This window comes from Sphingobacterium sp. ML3W (assembly GCF_029542085.1).
Taxonomy (GTDB): domain Bacteria; phylum Bacteroidota; class Bacteroidia; order Sphingobacteriales; family Sphingobacteriaceae; genus Sphingobacterium.
This window is the reverse complement of sequence record NZ_CP107036.1, coordinates 2,443,290-2,460,779: the sequence shown is the minus strand read 5'-3', so window position 1 is coordinate 2,460,779 and position 17,490 is coordinate 2,443,290. Positions and strand designations below refer to the sequence as shown.

Annotated in this window: 13 protein-coding genes; 6 read left to right on the top strand and 7 right to left on the bottom strand. The window is 42.1% G+C overall.

Annotation, left to right across the window (positions count from 1 at the left end):
• Window positions 1–6: 6 nt before the first annotated feature.
• Window positions 7–669: a hypothetical protein gene (locus tag OGI71_RS10485; RefSeq protein WP_282255387.1), complete on the bottom strand. Its 663-nt coding sequence runs from the start codon at window positions 667–669 to the stop codon at window positions 7–9.
• Between the two features lie 257 nt (window positions 670–926).
• A complete protein-coding gene (locus OGI71_RS10480) occupies window positions 927–1,199 on the bottom strand; it encodes a hypothetical protein (protein ID WP_282255386.1) in 273 nt (90 codons plus the stop codon).
• A gap of 326 nt (window positions 1,200–1,525) precedes the next feature.
• Between OGI71_RS10480 and OGI71_RS10475 the strand changes: the two genes are divergently transcribed.
• On the top strand, window positions 1,526–1,834 hold the full coding sequence (locus tag OGI71_RS10475; RefSeq protein WP_282255385.1) for a hypothetical protein: 309 nt from the start codon (window positions 1,526–1,528) through the stop codon (window positions 1,832–1,834).
• A gap of 721 nt (window positions 1,835–2,555) precedes the next feature.
• On the opposite strand, the gene OGI71_RS10470 is transcribed toward OGI71_RS10475, so the two are convergent.
• The 3 genes from OGI71_RS10470 to OGI71_RS10460 all read right to left on the bottom strand — a co-directional run bounded on the left by OGI71_RS10470 (window position 2,556) and on the right by OGI71_RS10460 (window position 5,405).
• Window positions 2,556–3,020 (bottom strand): Rrf2 family transcriptional regulator, encoded by a 465-nt coding sequence (locus tag OGI71_RS10470; protein WP_259178104.1) that lies wholly within the window; start codon window positions 3,018–3,020, stop codon window positions 2,556–2,558.
• An 87-nt stretch (window positions 3,021–3,107) separates the two neighbouring features.
• Complete coding sequence (hmpA, locus tag OGI71_RS10465) at window positions 3,108–4,310, bottom strand: NO-inducible flavohemoprotein (RefSeq protein ID WP_282255384.1); 1,203 nt, start codon at window positions 4,308–4,310, stop codon at window positions 3,108–3,110.
• A gap of 258 nt (window positions 4,311–4,568) precedes the next feature.
• Complete coding sequence (locus tag OGI71_RS10460) at window positions 4,569–5,405, bottom strand: DUF4846 domain-containing protein (protein ID WP_282255383.1); 837 nt, start codon at window positions 5,403–5,405, stop codon at window positions 4,569–4,571.
• Window positions 5,406–5,568: 163 nt separating this feature from the next.
• Here OGI71_RS10460 and OGI71_RS10455 point away from each other — a divergent pair, with 163 nt between their 5' ends.
• From OGI71_RS10455 to OGI71_RS10445, 3 genes are all read left to right on the top strand, one after another.
• A complete protein-coding gene (locus tag OGI71_RS10455) occupies window positions 5,569–8,991 on the top strand; it encodes a glycosyltransferase (RefSeq protein ID WP_282255382.1) in 3,423 nt (1,140 codons plus the stop codon).
• Window positions 8,992–9,079: 88 nt separating this feature from the next.
• Window positions 9,080–10,588, top strand: a complete 1,509-nt coding sequence (locus OGI71_RS10450) for an NAD(P)H-hydrate dehydratase (protein ID WP_282255380.1) — start codon at window positions 9,080–9,082, stop codon at window positions 10,586–10,588.
• Entirely contained in the window at window positions 10,585–11,004 is a 420-nt protein-coding gene (locus OGI71_RS10445; RefSeq protein WP_282255379.1) for a GNAT family N-acetyltransferase, read from the top strand. Before OGI71_RS10450 ends, OGI71_RS10445 begins: the two co-directional genes overlap by 4 nt.
• A 244-nt stretch (window positions 11,005–11,248) precedes the next feature.
• Here the strand turns inward: OGI71_RS10445 and OGI71_RS10440 are convergent, their stop codons facing one another.
• Window positions 11,249–11,836, bottom strand: a complete 588-nt coding sequence (locus tag OGI71_RS10440) for a sugar O-acetyltransferase (protein WP_282255378.1) — start codon at window positions 11,834–11,836, stop codon at window positions 11,249–11,251.
• 219 nt (window positions 11,837–12,055) lie between these two features.
• On the opposite strand from OGI71_RS10440, the gene OGI71_RS10435 reads away from it, so the two are divergent.
• Window positions 12,056–14,269 carry a glycosyltransferase family 4 protein gene (locus OGI71_RS10435; RefSeq protein WP_282255377.1) on the top strand — a complete coding sequence of 738 codons (2,214 nt, stop codon included), beginning with the start codon at window positions 12,056–12,058 and terminating at the stop codon, window positions 14,267–14,269.
• Here the strand turns inward: OGI71_RS10435 and OGI71_RS10430 are convergent.
• Entirely contained in the window at window positions 14,241–15,725 is a 1,485-nt protein-coding gene (locus tag OGI71_RS10430) for a glycoside hydrolase family 130 protein (RefSeq protein ID WP_282255376.1), read from the bottom strand. The two genes, OGI71_RS10435 and OGI71_RS10430, sit on opposite strands and share 29 nt — an antisense overlap.
• 127 nt (window positions 15,726–15,852) lie before the next feature.
• Here OGI71_RS10430 and OGI71_RS10425 point away from each other — a divergent pair, with 127 nt between their 5' ends.
• Window positions 15,853–17,319 carry an aminoacyl-histidine dipeptidase gene (locus OGI71_RS10425; RefSeq protein WP_282255375.1) on the top strand — a complete coding sequence of 489 codons (1,467 nt, stop codon included), beginning with the start codon at window positions 15,853–15,855 and terminating at the stop codon, window positions 17,317–17,319.
• Window positions 17,320–17,490: the final 171 nt, after the last annotated feature.

The following is a 17,490-nucleotide window of genomic DNA, read 5'->3' as shown; positions in this document are numbered from 1 at the left end:
AATAAATTAATAGTGTGTAGGCTTGTCTTTTGTTCTCAAATACGAGGGTATCTGATTTCGTGCGATGATCGTTAGATTGGGATTTTCCTCCAGAAGCTGTTTCTGTAGAAAATCGAAGGCATCTATCTGGTGCATTGTTGTCTGATAGATTTTTGTAGCATCGTTATAAAAATAGATGTGGTAGCTGTATGTGTCGCGATAATTATGAACACATTTTGTTTCTATGCGTTTGATCTGATTGATTGGAATCTTTTTACTTCCAAAAAGAGGAAAGAATATAAGTTCATTTTTACAGAAAATGTAGGGCGCAATGGCTGCATATCGCTGAGGAAGTATGCTTGCGTACAGTCGATAGATATCTAAGTCATGGCTGTCGAGCTGCTGTAATGCACTGATATATTTCTGGTTTTTGATAGACAAGGCCCAACTTAATCCAGTAAATAGTATAGTAGGGAATAGAAATATTGTGTAAAGAGATATGGTGGGGCTATGGTAAACAGTCCACTTGTCTGGAGTATCCAGCCACCTGTCCGAAAAAACATATAACGAGATAGCAAAGCAGAGAAGAAAAAATACCATAAAAACTGCGATGGCATTGTTACGGGCTTTTCTTATTTTCTTGATCTCGATCTGTATAAATAAACTGTCTTCAGCGGAATAATTATGCATATAATGAATTATGTAGTACAGCAAAGATAACAAGAAGTAAGATTGTTTGGATGTTTCTGTGTTTAAAGTTTCTGCGGTAGTTTTCACTTTTGTTTGGACTTTATGATTTGAATTGTGTTTTATAGATGTGATTTTTCTGTTTATTTAGATGGTGTTATTTTGCTGCAGGATAGTTTGTTTTGTCTTTTCTAATTATTTCCTGGCTGTTTTTTCATGTGGTAAATCTGGTGGTTCTGCACATGAAGCGCTTGTACCACTTATAAAATATCGTTAGCGTAAGGGTTGGGGGCAACACAAGCTGGTAGATAGCTGCTGATGATCGTTTGCTCCGTGCTAGCTGATTGGAGTATACCCATTTTTTTAAGGTTTTTAAGGCGTCTTTTGGTTTGAGCCATGCCTTGTGCTCTTGTTGTTTGCAAAGGGCTTGTGTCGCTTAAAAATGCGGTTAGATAAAGGGTGGGGGCAACACAAGCTGGTGGATAGCTGTTGATGATCGTTTGCTCTGTGCAAACTGATTGGAGTATATCCATTTTTTATGTCTTTTAAGACATCTTTTGGTTTGAGCCATGCTTGCTGATCTTGTTGTCTGCAAAGGGCTCATGTCGCTTAAAAATGCTGTTAAATAAAGGGTGGCTGTGATGCATGCTGACTGATAGCTGCTAATGATCGTTTGCTCTGTACAAGCTGATTGGAGTATATCCATTTTTTATGTCTTTTAAGTCATCTTTTGGTTTGAGCTATGCTTGCTGCTCTTGTTGTCTGCAAAGGGCTTGTATCGCTTAAAAATGTGGTTAAATAAAGGGGGACTGTGATGCATGCTGGCTGATAGCTGCTGATGATCATTTATTCCCGTCGTTTGGAAATTGTGAAAGGTGTTTTATCTGAAGCAAGCAAGCAAGCAAGCAAGCAAGCAAGCAAGCAAGCAAGCAAGCAAGCAAGCAAGCAAGCAAGCAAGCAAGCAAGCAAGCAAGCAAGCAAGCAAGCAAGCAAGCAAGCAAGCAAGCAAGCAAGCAAGCAAGCAAGCAAGCAAGCAAGCAAGCAAGCAAGCAAGCAAGCAAGCAAGCAAGCAAGCAAGCAAGCAAGCAAGCAAGCAAGCAAGCAAGCAAGCAAGCAAGCAAGCAAGCAAGCAAGCAAGCAAGCAAGCAAGCAAGCAAGCAAAGTGTAGTAGAAATATACAGCATTTGAAAAATGGCATTTTTAGATTGACTCGATGCAGGAAAGGTTGTTGTATTGAAGAAAAAGGTGTGGATAGAATTTTATCCATACCTTTTTTTAGTTGAAAACCATAGTTTTTACCGAGTTTTGTATGTTATTTTTTTATTTATATGATTTTTGTAAAGTGTTCTATTTTAAATGATAATATAATGTATTTTTGTGAATTTTGTGTCAAAGAGTGAAAATTGTGTAAGAATATTATTTTGACCAATAATGCGCATGGTCTATGTGGTTTTAACCCATAAGAAATGCGCTTTTGAACCCTGCTATTTTATCATTTTTTCGCAAATAGATCTACTCATCCACGGACTTATTCTTGATTAACGTATCGTTTACAGCTATTTAATACAGACGGTATTGGAAGGTAGGTAATAGTGTGAAGGAATTCTTTATAGCTGTTCTTTTTAGGGAGATACGGCATCAGTACCTGCTGTTATAGCTATAAGATCAAAAAGAGATAGGGTGCTGGTTTGTTGGTTTTTTTATTTTGTTAAGTTATTGTATTTCAGTTTAATTATGAAGTTTATTTGTTTCTTTTGTTTATAAGTAAAAATCTCAATAAAGACAGCGTGTGAAAGACTGCCACAACAAGCGGAATCCTGAGAAGGTATCCATAATGGGGTGAAAAATATGTTATTTTGGACCTATGTCGTCCACTTTTGAGTGGCGCTTTAGTTGTCCTGATCTGGTGTAATTTTGGATTTTGTCAGCAGGATTTTTCCTTTTATGAGGTCATCATTGAATTGGCCAACAGTCGTTTTTTGAAGCATCTCCGATAGGCTATTGCGGATACTTTTAAACTCGTGATGTAGCGGACAGGGATACTGTTCTGAGCAGAACTCCAGACCCATCCCACAGCCCACAAAAAGGTTCTCCCCATCAATTGCTTTAACCACATCTGACAAGGGGGTAGACATATCGGATGCATCCAGATAGAACCCGCCACCAGGTCCTTTCATGGAACGAATAATACCAGCACGGCTTAAATTTTGCAAGATTTTCCCGAGAAAGGCCTCAGGAGAATGGATATTTTCGGCGATTTCTTTTATGCCGACACGTTTGTTTTCTTGCGAACTCTGTGCGATAAAAAAAACTGCCCGAAGACCATATTCGCATGTTTTGGAAAAAATACCCATAATCTATTCTTGCTTTTCCACAAAGGTACAAAATCAAGAATAGCCATCCGCAATCCATGGAAAATTTACAGATGGCTATCATTGTCCCTAGTTGAGCTGTAGGGAAGCTGGTCCAAACTCTTCAAAATGAATATGCTCGGTTTGGATACCTTGGTCGGTCAGATACTGAAAGTGTTTTTCTATAAAACCTGAGGGGCCGCACAAGTAGTAATTGGCTTTTTGTGGCAGATGATCCGAATCGATTTTAGCCAGATCTACCCAGCCCGGGAGATTGCTGCTGTTGCCTTCTTGGAGTTCATCGTAAAACGAGAAGCATCTGATATGCTCATGTTGTGCCTCAAGTGTCCTAAGCCTGTCTTTAAATGCGTGTAAATCGCTATTTCTACAACCATGAATCCATGTTACTGCATTTTGTCCCTTTGCCTTGATAAGTTGTTCCAGCATGGCCATCAACGGAGTCTGGCCGACTCCGCCACTAATAAACACATGTGGATGCTCATTCTCAATCAGGTTAAAGGAGCCAGTAGGTGCTGTCAATTCCAACTGCTTTCCCTCCTGAAAGTATTGATGTAAGTAGTTGCTGACCATTCCTTCCGGTTTTCCGATGGGAGTTTCTTTTTTTACAGAGATACGAAGGTATTGACCATTACTGGCGTCAGATAGGCTGTATTGCCGCGGCTGGTAGAGGTGAAGCTCAGGTAGATACACACGTACACTTACATATTGGCCGGCAGTATGTTTTGGAAGTTGACCGCCATCAGTAGGTGCTAAGTAAATTGACTGGATTTCCGCAGTCTCCGAAACGATTTTAACGATGTTAAAAGGTTTCCAACCTGTCCAGCCGCCTTCGTTTTGGATCATTTGGTCGTACATCTCTTTTTCGATACCGATCATCAGGTCGGCCAATTGAAAGTAGGCAACTTTCCATGCTTCGATGAGTTCATCTGTAGCAGCATCGCCCAATACCTCCTGGATGGAAGCCAATAAGTGCTTGCCAACAACCTGATAATGTTCAGGACGAATATGGAGACTACTGTGTTTTTGTCCGATGTGTTTGACAGCGGATAGTAGTACACTTGGATTATCAATATGCTCCGCATAAGCCAATACAGCAGTGGCCAATGCCGTTTGCTGTTTTGCATTTTGCTGATTCCCCATATTGAATATATGCTTGAGTTCAGGATTGTGCGTAAACATGCGTTTGTAAAAATGACTGGTTAGCGCAACACCGTGCTCCTTCAAAACGGGTATAGTGCCTTTGACTAGATCTTTTTGTGTTTCGGTAATCATAATAAAATATTTAAATACCTTTTTGTCTTTTATTTTATTAAAAAAAAGGAATGAAATGTGATTTTACCTCTTTTAGAGGTTGTTACTACTCCTTGATAGGGTACATTTGCAAATGACTATCGTAAGCAAAAATAGTAAAATTAAATAAAAGACAAAAATATCTTTTATTTAATTTGCCCACACACTCATACAACTATGTAGACCGTAATTCGGTTTTATTGTTCAAGAATTGCTGAAAGAATTTTCAGGATGATGACACTATTTCCAGGTTTTCAGGTTAGGGGCATAAAAAGTCCATTCTGGGGTATTGATTACATCCTTGTCAATATCGTACCAAGGGCTTAGCTCAGCATTGTTCCAATTGTTCAATAGCTGTATTTCCTGTGCAGGCATATAGCTCTGGGCAAGTAGTACAATTGTCTTGCCTTCCTTATTTTTTGCAAGATCAACGACAATAATCGCATGGCCAATGGGGGAGCCTTTCTGCACGAAAGTGTCACCGATTTTGACAGTTGTGGACGATTTTACATGAGGAAGCTCATCGTGCAAAGAAGCCGTGTTGGCATAGGCAAAAATATACTCCATATACTTCCAATATTTTGGGTACGAATAATCTCCTTTGGCATAATCTATATAGGTGCGTGGTTTGCCATCGGAGAGAAAATTGAATCTAATATCCTGATATCTCTTTTGCTGGTAGAGGTAATCTGCCCTTAATCGCATGACCGCGTCGGCACATTGGTGCAGGTCGCGTTTGCCGATATCGAGTTTTATAACGCTATTATAGATATTGTTTCGGGGCTTAATTTTTCCATTATAATAACGTACCTCATGATCAATGGGGTATAATGGAAGGTTTTCGAGAAAACTTCCGAAATCTTTTGCTGTATAGCTGAGCCTTTCAAAACCTGCAGGCAATAAAACTCTCGATTTGACAGTCATTCCCTTTGGATCAATAAACTGTCTCCCGTCAGGATTGGCAGTCTCCACAGTTAGGTCTTTGGTTTTCGGTTGGTAAACTGCTGAATTAGACTGTCCGCAGCCGATAAGAGCTTGTAGGGATAGCATGGATAATAGCAGGTATGTTGTTGTCATATCAGCGTTTTTAAGTCAGTGTTACCGATCTTACTAAGATAGTCAAAATTCGGCAGAGTGTTCAGGTTGAAGAGTCTTTTAAAATTAAGGAATTTTTAAGCTGTGGATGAGTGTTTTGGATCATTTTCTGATGTAGCTTAGCCGAAGTTAATCGCAATATTTTATGTCAGAAAAACAGATTTTTCAGACGTCGAGCAAAAAGCGTTGGTACGCTTTTTCATGGATGAGCAGGGCACTGATCATTGGAATGATCGTAGCCATTGTATGCGTTGTCTATACCCTGGGCAAGATCCAGGTACCTCCATTTCCAACAATCAGTACAAATGCACCTTTGACGGCAAAGTCTACCGCAAAGTTGAAAAACTCGAAACAGTTTAAGGAGTTTACGGTCGTCAGATCGGAACTTGAAAAGATTAAACGCGATCGGGAACTGAAACATATGAAGCATCTTGGCAATAAAAATAGGATTAACATGGGCTTTTATGTGAGTTCCTGGTCTAATGAGGTTCGTCAGCAATCTTTGTCAGACCTCAGGCGAAACATAGGACATCTGGATATGGTCGCCATGGAGTCCTTTTTTACGGTGCCCGGTCAGGATACCATTGTGGATAAAGCTGATACCGCCGCCTTGAATGTGATCCATCAATATAAACGGAAGGCAATTGCCCAAATTTCCAATTTCAGCGGCAATGACTTTGATGGACAGACTGTACGGACAATATTGTCAGATCCAGCAAAACAGCAACGTTTTATGGATGATATTTTAATCAAAATAAAGCGGAATGGTTTTTCAGGTATCAATATCGACTTTGAAAATCTTCAACTGGAAGACCGTAAACCTTTAAACGATTTTATGGCGCGAATCTATCAGGTTTTTCATAGTGAAGGTTTGTTGGTGTCACAGGATATTTCACCCGAAAATGATGATTATGATCCCATTTCGCTACAAAAATACAATGATTATATCATTTTAATGGCCTATGATCAGCATTCCATCGAGAGTAATGCCGGTGCGATTTCCCACCAGGCTTGGGTCGAAAAGAACCTGGATGAGCTGTGCGGTAAAGTCGATGCAGATAAGGTGATTTTGGCATTGGCCTGTTATGGATATGATTGGCCCGCTGGAAAAGTGGGCAAAACCCTGACCTATGACAATGCCGTTATCCTGGCGCATAATTACAATGCAAACATTCGGTTCGATCGGGAGTCAGCGAATCTCAATTTTAGTTACAAGGATGGCACCGGCATGCGCCATGATGTCTATTTCACGGATGCAGCCACCTACTTCAATCTGATCCGTAAAGCCGACGATTGGGGATTGGCGGGTATAGCACTTTGGCGGTTGGGAAGTGAAGATGCCCGTTTATGGTCCTTTATTTCGAGATCTTTGGACTATGATCATTTAGCCAAGGAGCCTTTTGATTTTGAAAAAATAAGCAAAATCAAGGTCGGGGGAATACAATATATCGGTGATGGTGAGATTCTGGATTTGGTGAATAGTCCCGAGCCCGGATTGGTAAAATTTGCATACAATCAGGCGAATGGTTTGATCGAGGATCAACAGTATGTCAAGACGCCGAGTAACTATGTGATTAAGCGTTTTGGCGAAAGGGACAACACCGTAGTATTGACTTTTGATGATGGTCCTGATCCTACATATACACCCGAGGTTTTGGATATTTTAAAAAGAGAGCACGTTCCGGCAGCATTTTTTCTTGTGGGGGTTATGGCTGAAAAAAATATGGATCTAGTACGTAGAGAGTATCAGCAAGGGCATGAGCTTGGGAACCATACTTTTTTCCATCCCGATATGTCAACAATAGGTCCCAATCGGGTCAAATTTGAATTAAATGCAACCCGGAAGATCATAGAATGTATTACTGGGCATAGCACGATTCTGTTCCGTGCACCGTTTAATGCTGATGCCGAACCGCAGACTGTCGCTGAAATTCTTCCGGTCGCCCAGAGCCGAAAGGAAAACTACATTAATGTCGGTGAGTATATTGATCCCAATGACTGGCTTCCCGGTCGTACTGCGGATGAAATTTATAATGAAGTTGTAAAGCAACGTGACAATGGTAATATTATCCTACTGCATGATGCTGGCGGTAACCGGGAGGCTACTATTTCGGCGCTACCCCGTATTATTCATTATTTCAAAGCACATGGTTATAAATTTGCGACGATCGGAGACCTTATGGGTAAGAAACGCGATGAGCTAATGCCGCCCGTGCAAAATGCATCGGATTCCGGGTTCAGCGGATCATCCAATCGACTATTTTTAGGAACACTGTTTTACGGAAATATCTTTCTTAACCTGATTTTCTCGCTAGCGATTGTATTGGCAATCTTTCGTACAGTCATGATTGCCTATCTGGCGATACGACAAAAAAGAAAAAATAGGAAGGAACAATCGGAATTGATATCGGATCCACAGGAAAAGGTCAGTATTATTATCCCTGCCTATAACGAAGAGGTGACCGTCTTGGCAACAATCAAAAGCCTGCTCCATCTCGATTACCCTGCGTACGAACTGATCTTTGTCGATGACGGATCCAAAGATAAAACCTTCGAAATTGTGAGCAAGGTCTATGGCGACCACCCAAAGGTCAGGTTGTTTACAAAACCTAACGGCGGTAAAGCTTCGGCGCTGAATTATGGTATTCAACAGTCCGATGCAGCTTTTGTACTCTGTATAGATGCGGATACGCAGTTGAAGACTGACGCCTTGCGGATGTTGATGAAGTATTTCAATAAAGATCAGGTTGCTGCGGTCGCCGGTAGTGTGAAAGTTGGTAATGTACATAATATGTTGACTCATTGGCAATCTATCGAATACATCACTTCGCAGAATATGGATAGAAGGGCTTTTGATCTGCTCAATATGATTTCGGTTGTTCCCGGCGCAATCGGTGCTTTTCGGCGGTCCGTTATTTTGGAAGTTGGCGGGTTTACAACAGATACTTTGGCCGAAGACTGTGATCTGACCATGCGTATACTGAAGGCCGGTTATACTGTACGCAACTCGGCAGAAGCGGTTGCATTCACCGAAGCACCCGATACTGTAAAAATGCTTTTCAAGCAACGCTTCCGCTGGAGCTTTGGCGTGCTGCAAAGTTTCTGGAAAAATAAGAATACGTTGTTAAACCCCCGATACGGATATTTTGGTATGGTCGGTATGCCCAATATCTTGATTTTTCAGATTATCCTGCCCTTATTTGCGCCGTTGGCAGATCTATTTATGCTGCTTTCCTTGGTCAGTGGCCTATTTTCGCTGAGCGAAGTCAATGGAATCAGCTGGACTGGGCTCGCCGGTTTGTTCTCCCTGCATAATGGTTTTGGTCAGGTCATGTTTTATTACTTTTTATTTGTATTCGTGGATATTTTCTTTGCCGGGATTGCTTTTCGGATGGAAGGTGAGAAAATGAAAAATTTGATCTACCTGTTTCCGCAGCGTTTTTTCTGGCGACAACTGATGTATTTTGTATTATTCAAATCGGTCAGAAAAGCCATTAAAGGAGAGTTGAATACCTGGGGTACATTGAAGCGAACTGGGGGAGTGCGGGAAGTAACGGTCAGCGAATAGTGGCTAAATCTTGGTGGTACCCCATTTTCTAAGTAATTTAGAACAGGAGAATCTGTAGAACATGATTCGCTAAAAAAGGAAGATAAACATGAAAATACTTTCGGCGGCCCAGATGAGCTGGGTAGATAGACAAACGATGCATGATCAGGGGATCAGTAGCCTTGACTTGATGGAGCGGGCAGCAACCGCTGTTTTTGAAGCAATCAAGCAGCAGCATCCAAACTTGGAACAGCATTCTTTTTGTATTTTTTGTGGTAAAGGCAATAATGGTGGCGATGGACTGGTACTGGCCAGGCTTCTGGATCAACAGCAAGCTGAGGTCAGCGTTTATTTAATTGATACGCCGGATTATTCAGCAGATAACTTAGCGAACCAAAACCGGCTGCCTGCTCATCTTATCCAAAAAATTGGTACCGAAAGTCAGGTTCATATTCCTAGAGGGGCAATTGTGTTAGATTGCCTGTTTGGATACGGACTGAAATACTCACTGAGTGAAAATTGGCAGGATCTCATTGCCGCCATCAATCATTGTGATGGGCCGCTTTATGCAATAGATATGCCTTCAGGTCTGCTAAGTGACGAAACCACACCCAACGATTCACCGGTGGTGGAGGCAGATCTGGTGTATACGTTTCAGTCACCTAAATTGGGGTTGTTAATGCCTGAGAATAGATTGCGGGTCAAAGCATTTCGTATATTGGATATTGGGCTGAGCCCAACAGCCTTTGATCAGGTTGATACTGTTTTTCGTTATGTCGATTCAGCTTTGCTCAGGTCGTTCTATCGGAAACGAAATAAATTTGATCACAAGGGAACCTTCGGGCATAGTCTGATCGTCGGTGGGAGTAGGGGCAAGATGGGCGCTGTGCAATTGGCCTTAAGGGCTGCTTTGCGTGCGGGCTGTGGTTTAGCTTCTGCTTATATACCATCCTGTGGCTATACAAGTATCCAGACTGCCGTCCCCGAAGCGATGGTAATTACTGACCCCAACGACGATCTAGTCACACAGTTCCCTGATGTGCACAGCTTTCAATCCATCGGCATCGGCATTGGTATGGGGACAGCCCAATCTACGATTGATGCTTTTAAGATGTTTATCGCGCAGGATCTTGATACCCCTTTGGTATTAGACGCTGACGCATTGAATATCTTGGCGCAAGAACCTGAGCTATGGCAATTCATTCCGAAACAAAGTATATTGACTCCACATCCTAAAGAATTAAGTCGATTATTGGGGACTTGGCAGAATGACTTCGAAAAGATGGATAAGGTGAAGGTCTTTGCAGCACAATACCAACTGAACGTTTTGATAAAAGGAGCCAACAGTGCGATGGTTACACCTGAAGGAGCAATTTATTTCAATAGCACCGGCAATGTCGGAATGGCTACGGGAGGAAGCGGAGATATCTTGACAGGGATATTGACGGCTTTGGTCGGGCAGGGCTATTCGTCCCAGGAAGCACTGATTATGGGGGTATACATACATGGAAGGGCAGCTGATATTGCGGTACCCTCGATTGGCGTTTATTCCCTATTGCCTTCGGACATTATTAATTACCTTCCACCGGCATTTTTAGAACTCGAAATACAATTATGACAGATTGGTATATCGAACAGGTATTTGCGGCCCGCACCTGGAAACTCCGAAAGGAGGTGTTCAGTGCTACAGGGCAATTGTCGGAGGTCATGCTTGATGGGGATTTTGAAGCCGCTCATTTTGCAGCTTACAGTGGTGACGAAGTGGTTGGCGTACTTACCCTGCTGTGCTCGGAAGGTGATTATGAGATTCTTTATTTTGCCGTTCACCCCGATTTTAGAAAACAAGGAGCAGGCAGCGCGCTACTTCGTTATACGCTCCAATTTGTCAAAATAGTTGAGGGTCGTAGTCTCTTTGTTCGGGCGACTTCGGAGTATTATCATTTTTGGACACAAAATGGATTTCTACTGATGAAAGAATCAGGTAAGCCAGACCGATTTATATACAATTTAAAAGAGGGCAATATATCCCAGTGATAAATGCATGAATGAGGAATTCCTATTACTATCAAGCTAGTTCTTAAAATTTCCTTCGCGTTGAATAATAGGCTGAACTGGCATTTAACGAGATTTTTTGAATAGCCTTAGGATCGCATTGTCTGCAGCGGTATGTAGACAATAATGTGAATCATGTCCGCTGCGCGTGGCGAAGTAGTTAAAAACAACGATCATCACGTGCATGATGACCTTGTTTTGATAGTAGGTGATGTATTTATGCTTTCTAAATGTCTGTATAATCAATACGGTCTGCTGCTGTAATCGGCCGGATGACACGACATGGATTTCCAGCGGCAACGACATCTGCCGGAATATCTTTGGTCACCACCGAACCCGATCCGATCACCGCATTTCTGCCGATACGGACTCCGGGGTTGACAACGACATGACCGCCGATCCATACATTATCTTCAATGACAATGGGCGCCGAAAATTCCCAGCCTTGATTTCTTGTTTCAAAATAAACCGGATGACCGGCGGTGAAAAGGCTGACATTCGGACCAAACAATACATTTTCACCTATTGTCACTGGAGCCCCATCCAAAATGGTGCAGTTGTAATTGCTGTAAAAGTTTTCACCTATTGAAATATTGTAACCGTAATCGCAACGGAACGGTGGTTCCATAAAGAAACGGGTACCTGTCGCTTTAAATAGCTTTTGGATAATCTGCTTTCTGAATTTGATCTGTTTCGGTTCGGAGTCATTGAAACGTTTGAGCTCTTCCTTTGCAGATTGTCTTTCCTTAAATAGTTGTCCATCCGTATCAATATAAGGGATGCCTGCAATCATTTTCTCCTTGGGTGATTTCATTCAGTCAATATTTTTGATCTGGCGCAAATATACAGGAAGTTTTGCAGGCTCCACATCGGCGTATCAAATTTAAGGACGCCATTTATCCGCGAAATTTACTCCTTCCGGATTAAATAACATACTCTTTACAAACAATTTGCTGTTGAAAAGCATTTAGATAATGGAATACATGAATGCTATTGTCCTCAAAAAAGGCTTTTATTCAAAACAATCATTTCAATGAAAATCGCTTATATCAGTACTTACCTGCCCAAAGAATGTGGGATTGCTACCTTCACGTCGGATCTATTACATGCTGTGGCCTTACATAACCAGGATTTGATCCAGCATGTTATTGCCGTTGCGGACCGCAACTATGCTTATCCTGGAGAGGTGGTTTTCACCATAGATCAACAGCATCAGCTTTCTTACATCGCGGCTGCCGACTACATCAACAACAACGGTTACGATTGCGTTATCCTGGAACACGAATATGGTATTTTCGGGGGGAATAGTGGTCTATATATTCTTTCGCTTATTAACGCGCTTCATATCCCTTTGCTGGTAAATTTACATACCATCCTGGAAAAGCCAAAGGTAGATGAAAAAGCAATTTTAATTGAAATAGTCAAACGGGCTTCGATTGTTATCGTAATGAGTAATTATGCAATTACTCTATTGAAATCCGTCTATCGGGTAAATACCACAAAAGTTAGACTCATCCATCATGGGGTACCCGAATTTCATCTTAGTCAGGAGGAAGCAAAAGAAAAAAAAGGATTTTCCGGAAAAAAGATTTTACTGACTTTCGGGTTTATAGGGCGCAATAAAGGAATTGAAACCGTTATCGAATCACTTGCTACGGTCGTTAAAAATGAGCCTAATCTTATATATTTGATCGTTGGCAAGACACACCCTAATGTGCTTGCCCATTCTGGAGAAGAATACCGTGAATACCTAAAGAGCATGGTCGATGCATACCATTTAGAAGATCATGTCCAATTTGTCAATTCGTTTGTGAGCCAGTCCGATCTAGTCACTTATTTGTCTGCCTGTGATGTGTATGTCACTCCCTATGTCAATGAAGCCCAGATCACCAGCGGAACATTGTCGTATGCGATCGGGGCAGGGGCCGCGGTGGTTTCTACCCCATATTGGCACGCCAAAGAGCTATTGGCCGATGGTCGGGGGGTACTGGTCGAATTTAAGAATCCAGCATTGATGGCAACCACCTTGGCAGCGTTGTTTAGCAATCAGGAATATCGTATGACCCTGCGGGACAATGCCCGAGCCTTTGGTAAAGAAATGACCTGGAAAAATATCGGACTTCGCTATACCCGACTTTTGGATAAAGTAGTTCCTTCACTTGACGGCTTTAAAGAAAATACGACATTTTCCAAAGATGAAATGCCCAAATTCAGTTGGAAGCATATTGATCGCTTGACCAACCAGGTCGGAATACTGCAGCATGCGACTTATTCACTGCCCAATTATAAAGAAGGTTATTGCCTAGATGACAATGCCCGGGCTCTATTGGTGACGCTATTGGCCCAGCCTGACTTTGCGGACAAACGGCATGATCGTCGTATCTCAACTTATTTGAGTTATATCTATTATCATCAGCGCGAAGACGGATTGTTTCATAATTTTATGAGTTTTCAGCATAATTTTCTGGATGAAGTCGGGTCAGAAGATTCTTTTGGTCGGACGATCTGGGCTTTGGGTGTGCTGCTCCGGGAAACAAAATTGACGAGTTATTACCAGTTGGGACACGAACTGTTTTTCAGGTCCGTACCACATTTTAAGCAGTTGCGGTCCAACCGTGCTATTGCTTATACCATACTCGGAATTGCGGAGTATTTGCATCATCAGTCGAATGACGAAGTCATGGTCGAATTGATGCGGGAGCTGATCGGAAAGTTGATCAAAGAATATGAGGCAAGCTCGGATGACAGCTGGCAATGGTTTGAGCCAGTGCTGGCATATGACAATGCTATTTTACCTTATGCCTTATTGACGGCCTATCCATTTCTGAATGATGCGGCTGTAAAGCAATTAGGTTTGTTGACCCTGACCTTCCTGGAGGGGATTACCGTTCAGAACGGAGGCCTTTCTTTGGTCGGGAATCAGGAATGGGCAAAACAGGGTAAACATATCAGCAAATTTGGCCAGCAGCCCCTCGATGTCACAGCAATGGTGTTTATGTACCGTGAGGCATTTAGACTCACCAACAAAAAAGTATATTTTGCCCGCATGATTACATCCTTCCGCTGGTTTTTAGGTGAGAATGACTTAAAGCTGGGCCTGTATGATGAAGAGACCAAAGGATGCTGTGATGGCCTTGAATCCTATGGGATCAACAGAAATCAGGGAGCTGAAAGTACACTCTGTTTCTACCTCGCCTATATCGTGGTTTACCGCGCCTTTATTGATAGCGCTCAGGGTTCAAAATAGCGAGTAAAAGTTCTTCCAGATTGATGGTTGCATAAGTAGATGCATAGTCAGACATCGCGTAGGGCAAAATAAGCTGTTCGTTATGAACCAGTGCACCACATGAGTAAATGACATTCGGCACATAGCCTTCCCGTTCCTCATCATTTGGGGTCATCAAAGGGCTGTGTAGACGGCCTATTTCTACATGAGGGTTATCTAGATCCAATAGGGCAGCACCAAGGACGTATTCACGCATCGGCCCGACAGCATGGGTCAAAATCAACCAGCCATATTGTGTCTCTATCGGTGACCCACAATTGCCTATCTGCACAAATTCATACGCATATTCGGGTTGTTGGATACGTATGGCTGTTTCTTGCCAGATATTAATGTTATGCGAATAAGCAATATAGTTGTTTTCACCGTCTATCCGACAGAGCATCGCGTATCGCCCATTGATTTTTCGGGGAAAGAGTGCTGCGCCTTTATTTGCGATCTCACCATAGATCGGTTTCACTTTAAAGTGATAGAAATCCTTTGTGGTCAAAAGCTTGGGGAGGATACTAAAACCGTCGTAGGCCGTATAGGTCGCATAATAGACACTTTCTCCCTTTTCATCTTTGAACTGCACGAAGCGAGCGTCTTCGATCCCTCTTTTTTCAGTGTCCGCAATAGGGAAGATCACACGTTCGGAAATGGAGGTATCCAGCGAAAAAGTCATTTCATAATGCGATGACGCCAACCACATCGCCTGTTGTAGAAAGGTGATATTTTCTAGATTTTCCTCACTGTCCTGCCTGACCTCGTCAATATAACGTTTGAGTTCTTCATAGGTAAATGTTGCTGTTAATTTCTGTTCAAGTTTCGTTTTGACTTCAGTGGGTTCGGCATGAAGCTCGTTCATCTTTTTTAAGAAAGATTCTTTATGGTAACGGTGATTTTTGACCTGAATTGGTTTATCCAACAAATTACCGATGTAATCTATGTGAATATTATTGTCTAGATCAAGTGTTCCGGCCCGAAATACAATCGAGGATACATGGCCTTCACCAGTGGCCCGAAAGCTGAGTATCACGCGTTTTTCGCCCTTAAAGAGCTCGGTCTGATCCGGGTGTTCTACGATGGAGGGATTAAAAAGGGCCGCCGATTCAATGGAATACTCCATCGTAAAGTAAGAGCCGATCAGCAGCTTGTCCAATTGACTGAGTTTTTCTTTAGGAAAAGGGATTTTTTCCAGTAAGTAACTCACACGCTCAAAATTACGTTCGAAAATATTGATAATACTACGATGTCTTTTTGTGTAGCTCCGAAGAACCTGACCAAAAACCTTTTTACGCTCAGATTCGGTCAGCTCAAGTGTACGTCTGATGACCTTGATGGTACGCTCCTCACCCAGAGAGAAGAACCTTGCCAGTACCCTTTTCTTATCCGGTTTGAAATAAATGTCTTTTCGCTCTACTTTTACGGGTTTGTGCATGTCGTTATTTTCAAGTTTACACTCTTACTAAGAACGATCAGCAAAGGGATTTTGTTTTTATAAGCTTCCGATAAAGGGGGATATATTGTAAAAATGGAGTAACTTTGACGGATACAAATTTTTAGATATGGCTGAAAATAGTTTAGATAAATTAGAACCAAAAGCAATTTGGAAAAATTTCGCTGCTTTAAATGCTGTTCCACGGGCATCGAAAAAAGAAGAGCGTGTCATTGCATTTATGGTAGATTTCGGAAAAAACCTGGGCTTAGCAACCAGTGTAGATGAAATAGGTAATGTGTTGATCAAAAAACCGGCAAGTACGGGAATGGAAGATCGCAAAACTGTGGTGTTGCAATCGCACTTGGATATGGTTCACCAAAAGAATAATGATACCGTTTTTGACTTCGACAATGAGGGTATTAAAATGTATGTCGATGGTGATTGGGTGAAGGCCGAGGGAACCACTTTGGGTGCAGATAATGGGCTGGGTGTAGCTACGATCATGTCTGTTTTAGAGTCTACAACAATTGTTCACCCAACTATTGAAGCTTTGTTTACCATTGATGAAGAGACTGGAATGACCGGGGCTTTGGGATTAAAGGGTGGTGTGTTGTCAGGCGAGATCCTATTGAACCTTGATACTGAAAATGACAATGAGATAGACATTGGTTGTGCGGGTGGTATTGATGTTACGGCAACACAATCCTATGTGGCAGAAGCCTGTCCTTCAGATACCGTATCTTTTGAACTTACAGTAAAAGGGCTGCATGGCGGACATTCAGGTATGGATATCCATAAGGGTTTCGCGAATGCGAATAAGGTGATGAACCGCCTGTTGTTTAAGGCAAATGAACGCTATGGCTTACGTATTGCATCGTTATTGGGTGGAAGCCTTCGTAATGCAATCCCAAGGGAGAGTGTGGCTAAGGTTGTTGTTAGCAAAGAAAAATCGGCCGCTTTTGTTGATGCTTTAACACAATTGGCTCAAGCGATTAAAATCGAGTTCGCGACGACTGAACCGGTTATGGAAATTCTGGTGGAGCCAACGGATGCAGTATGGACAACAGTTGTTCCTGTCCCTGTACAGGAGAATTTAATTAATTGTGTTTATGCGGCGTTGAATGGTGTATATCGGGTAAGTGCAGATTTCGAGGATCTTGTTGAAACTTCCAATAATATCGCTAAAGTTGAGGTGGGGGCGGAGCAGATTGCGATCAAATGTTTAACCAGATCTTCGGTTGAAACGTCCAAGTTTGATCTGGCCTATTCACTACAGGCGTCGTTTGAATTGGGCGGTTTTGATGTGGCATTCTCCGGAAATTATCCGGGATGGGCACCCAATCCAAATTCTGAAATTTTAGAGGTGCTTAAATCCATTTATACAAAACAACACGGGGCGGCTCCAGAAGTTGTGGCCTGTCACGCTGGATTGGAATGTGGTATATTGGGAACCAATTATCCCGGTATGGATATGATTTCTTTTGGCCCAACGATATTGGGTGCACACTCACCGGCAGAACGCGCTTCCATATCTTCTGTTCAGAAATATTGGAATTTTGTGCTCGAAATTCTAAAAGATTTCCCGCGTAAGTAAGTCGCTGTTCTCTTTTGCTGCAATAGCTGCTTAGCTTATCGTATCAATATAAAAAGGGCTGTTTGAAAAGTTGAATTGTATCACAAAGGTTTTAAACGCAATCTCCGGATACATCAATAATTTGGACAGCCTTTTTCATGGGCAGCTTTCTTGTGCAGTCCTTTTTCTTTA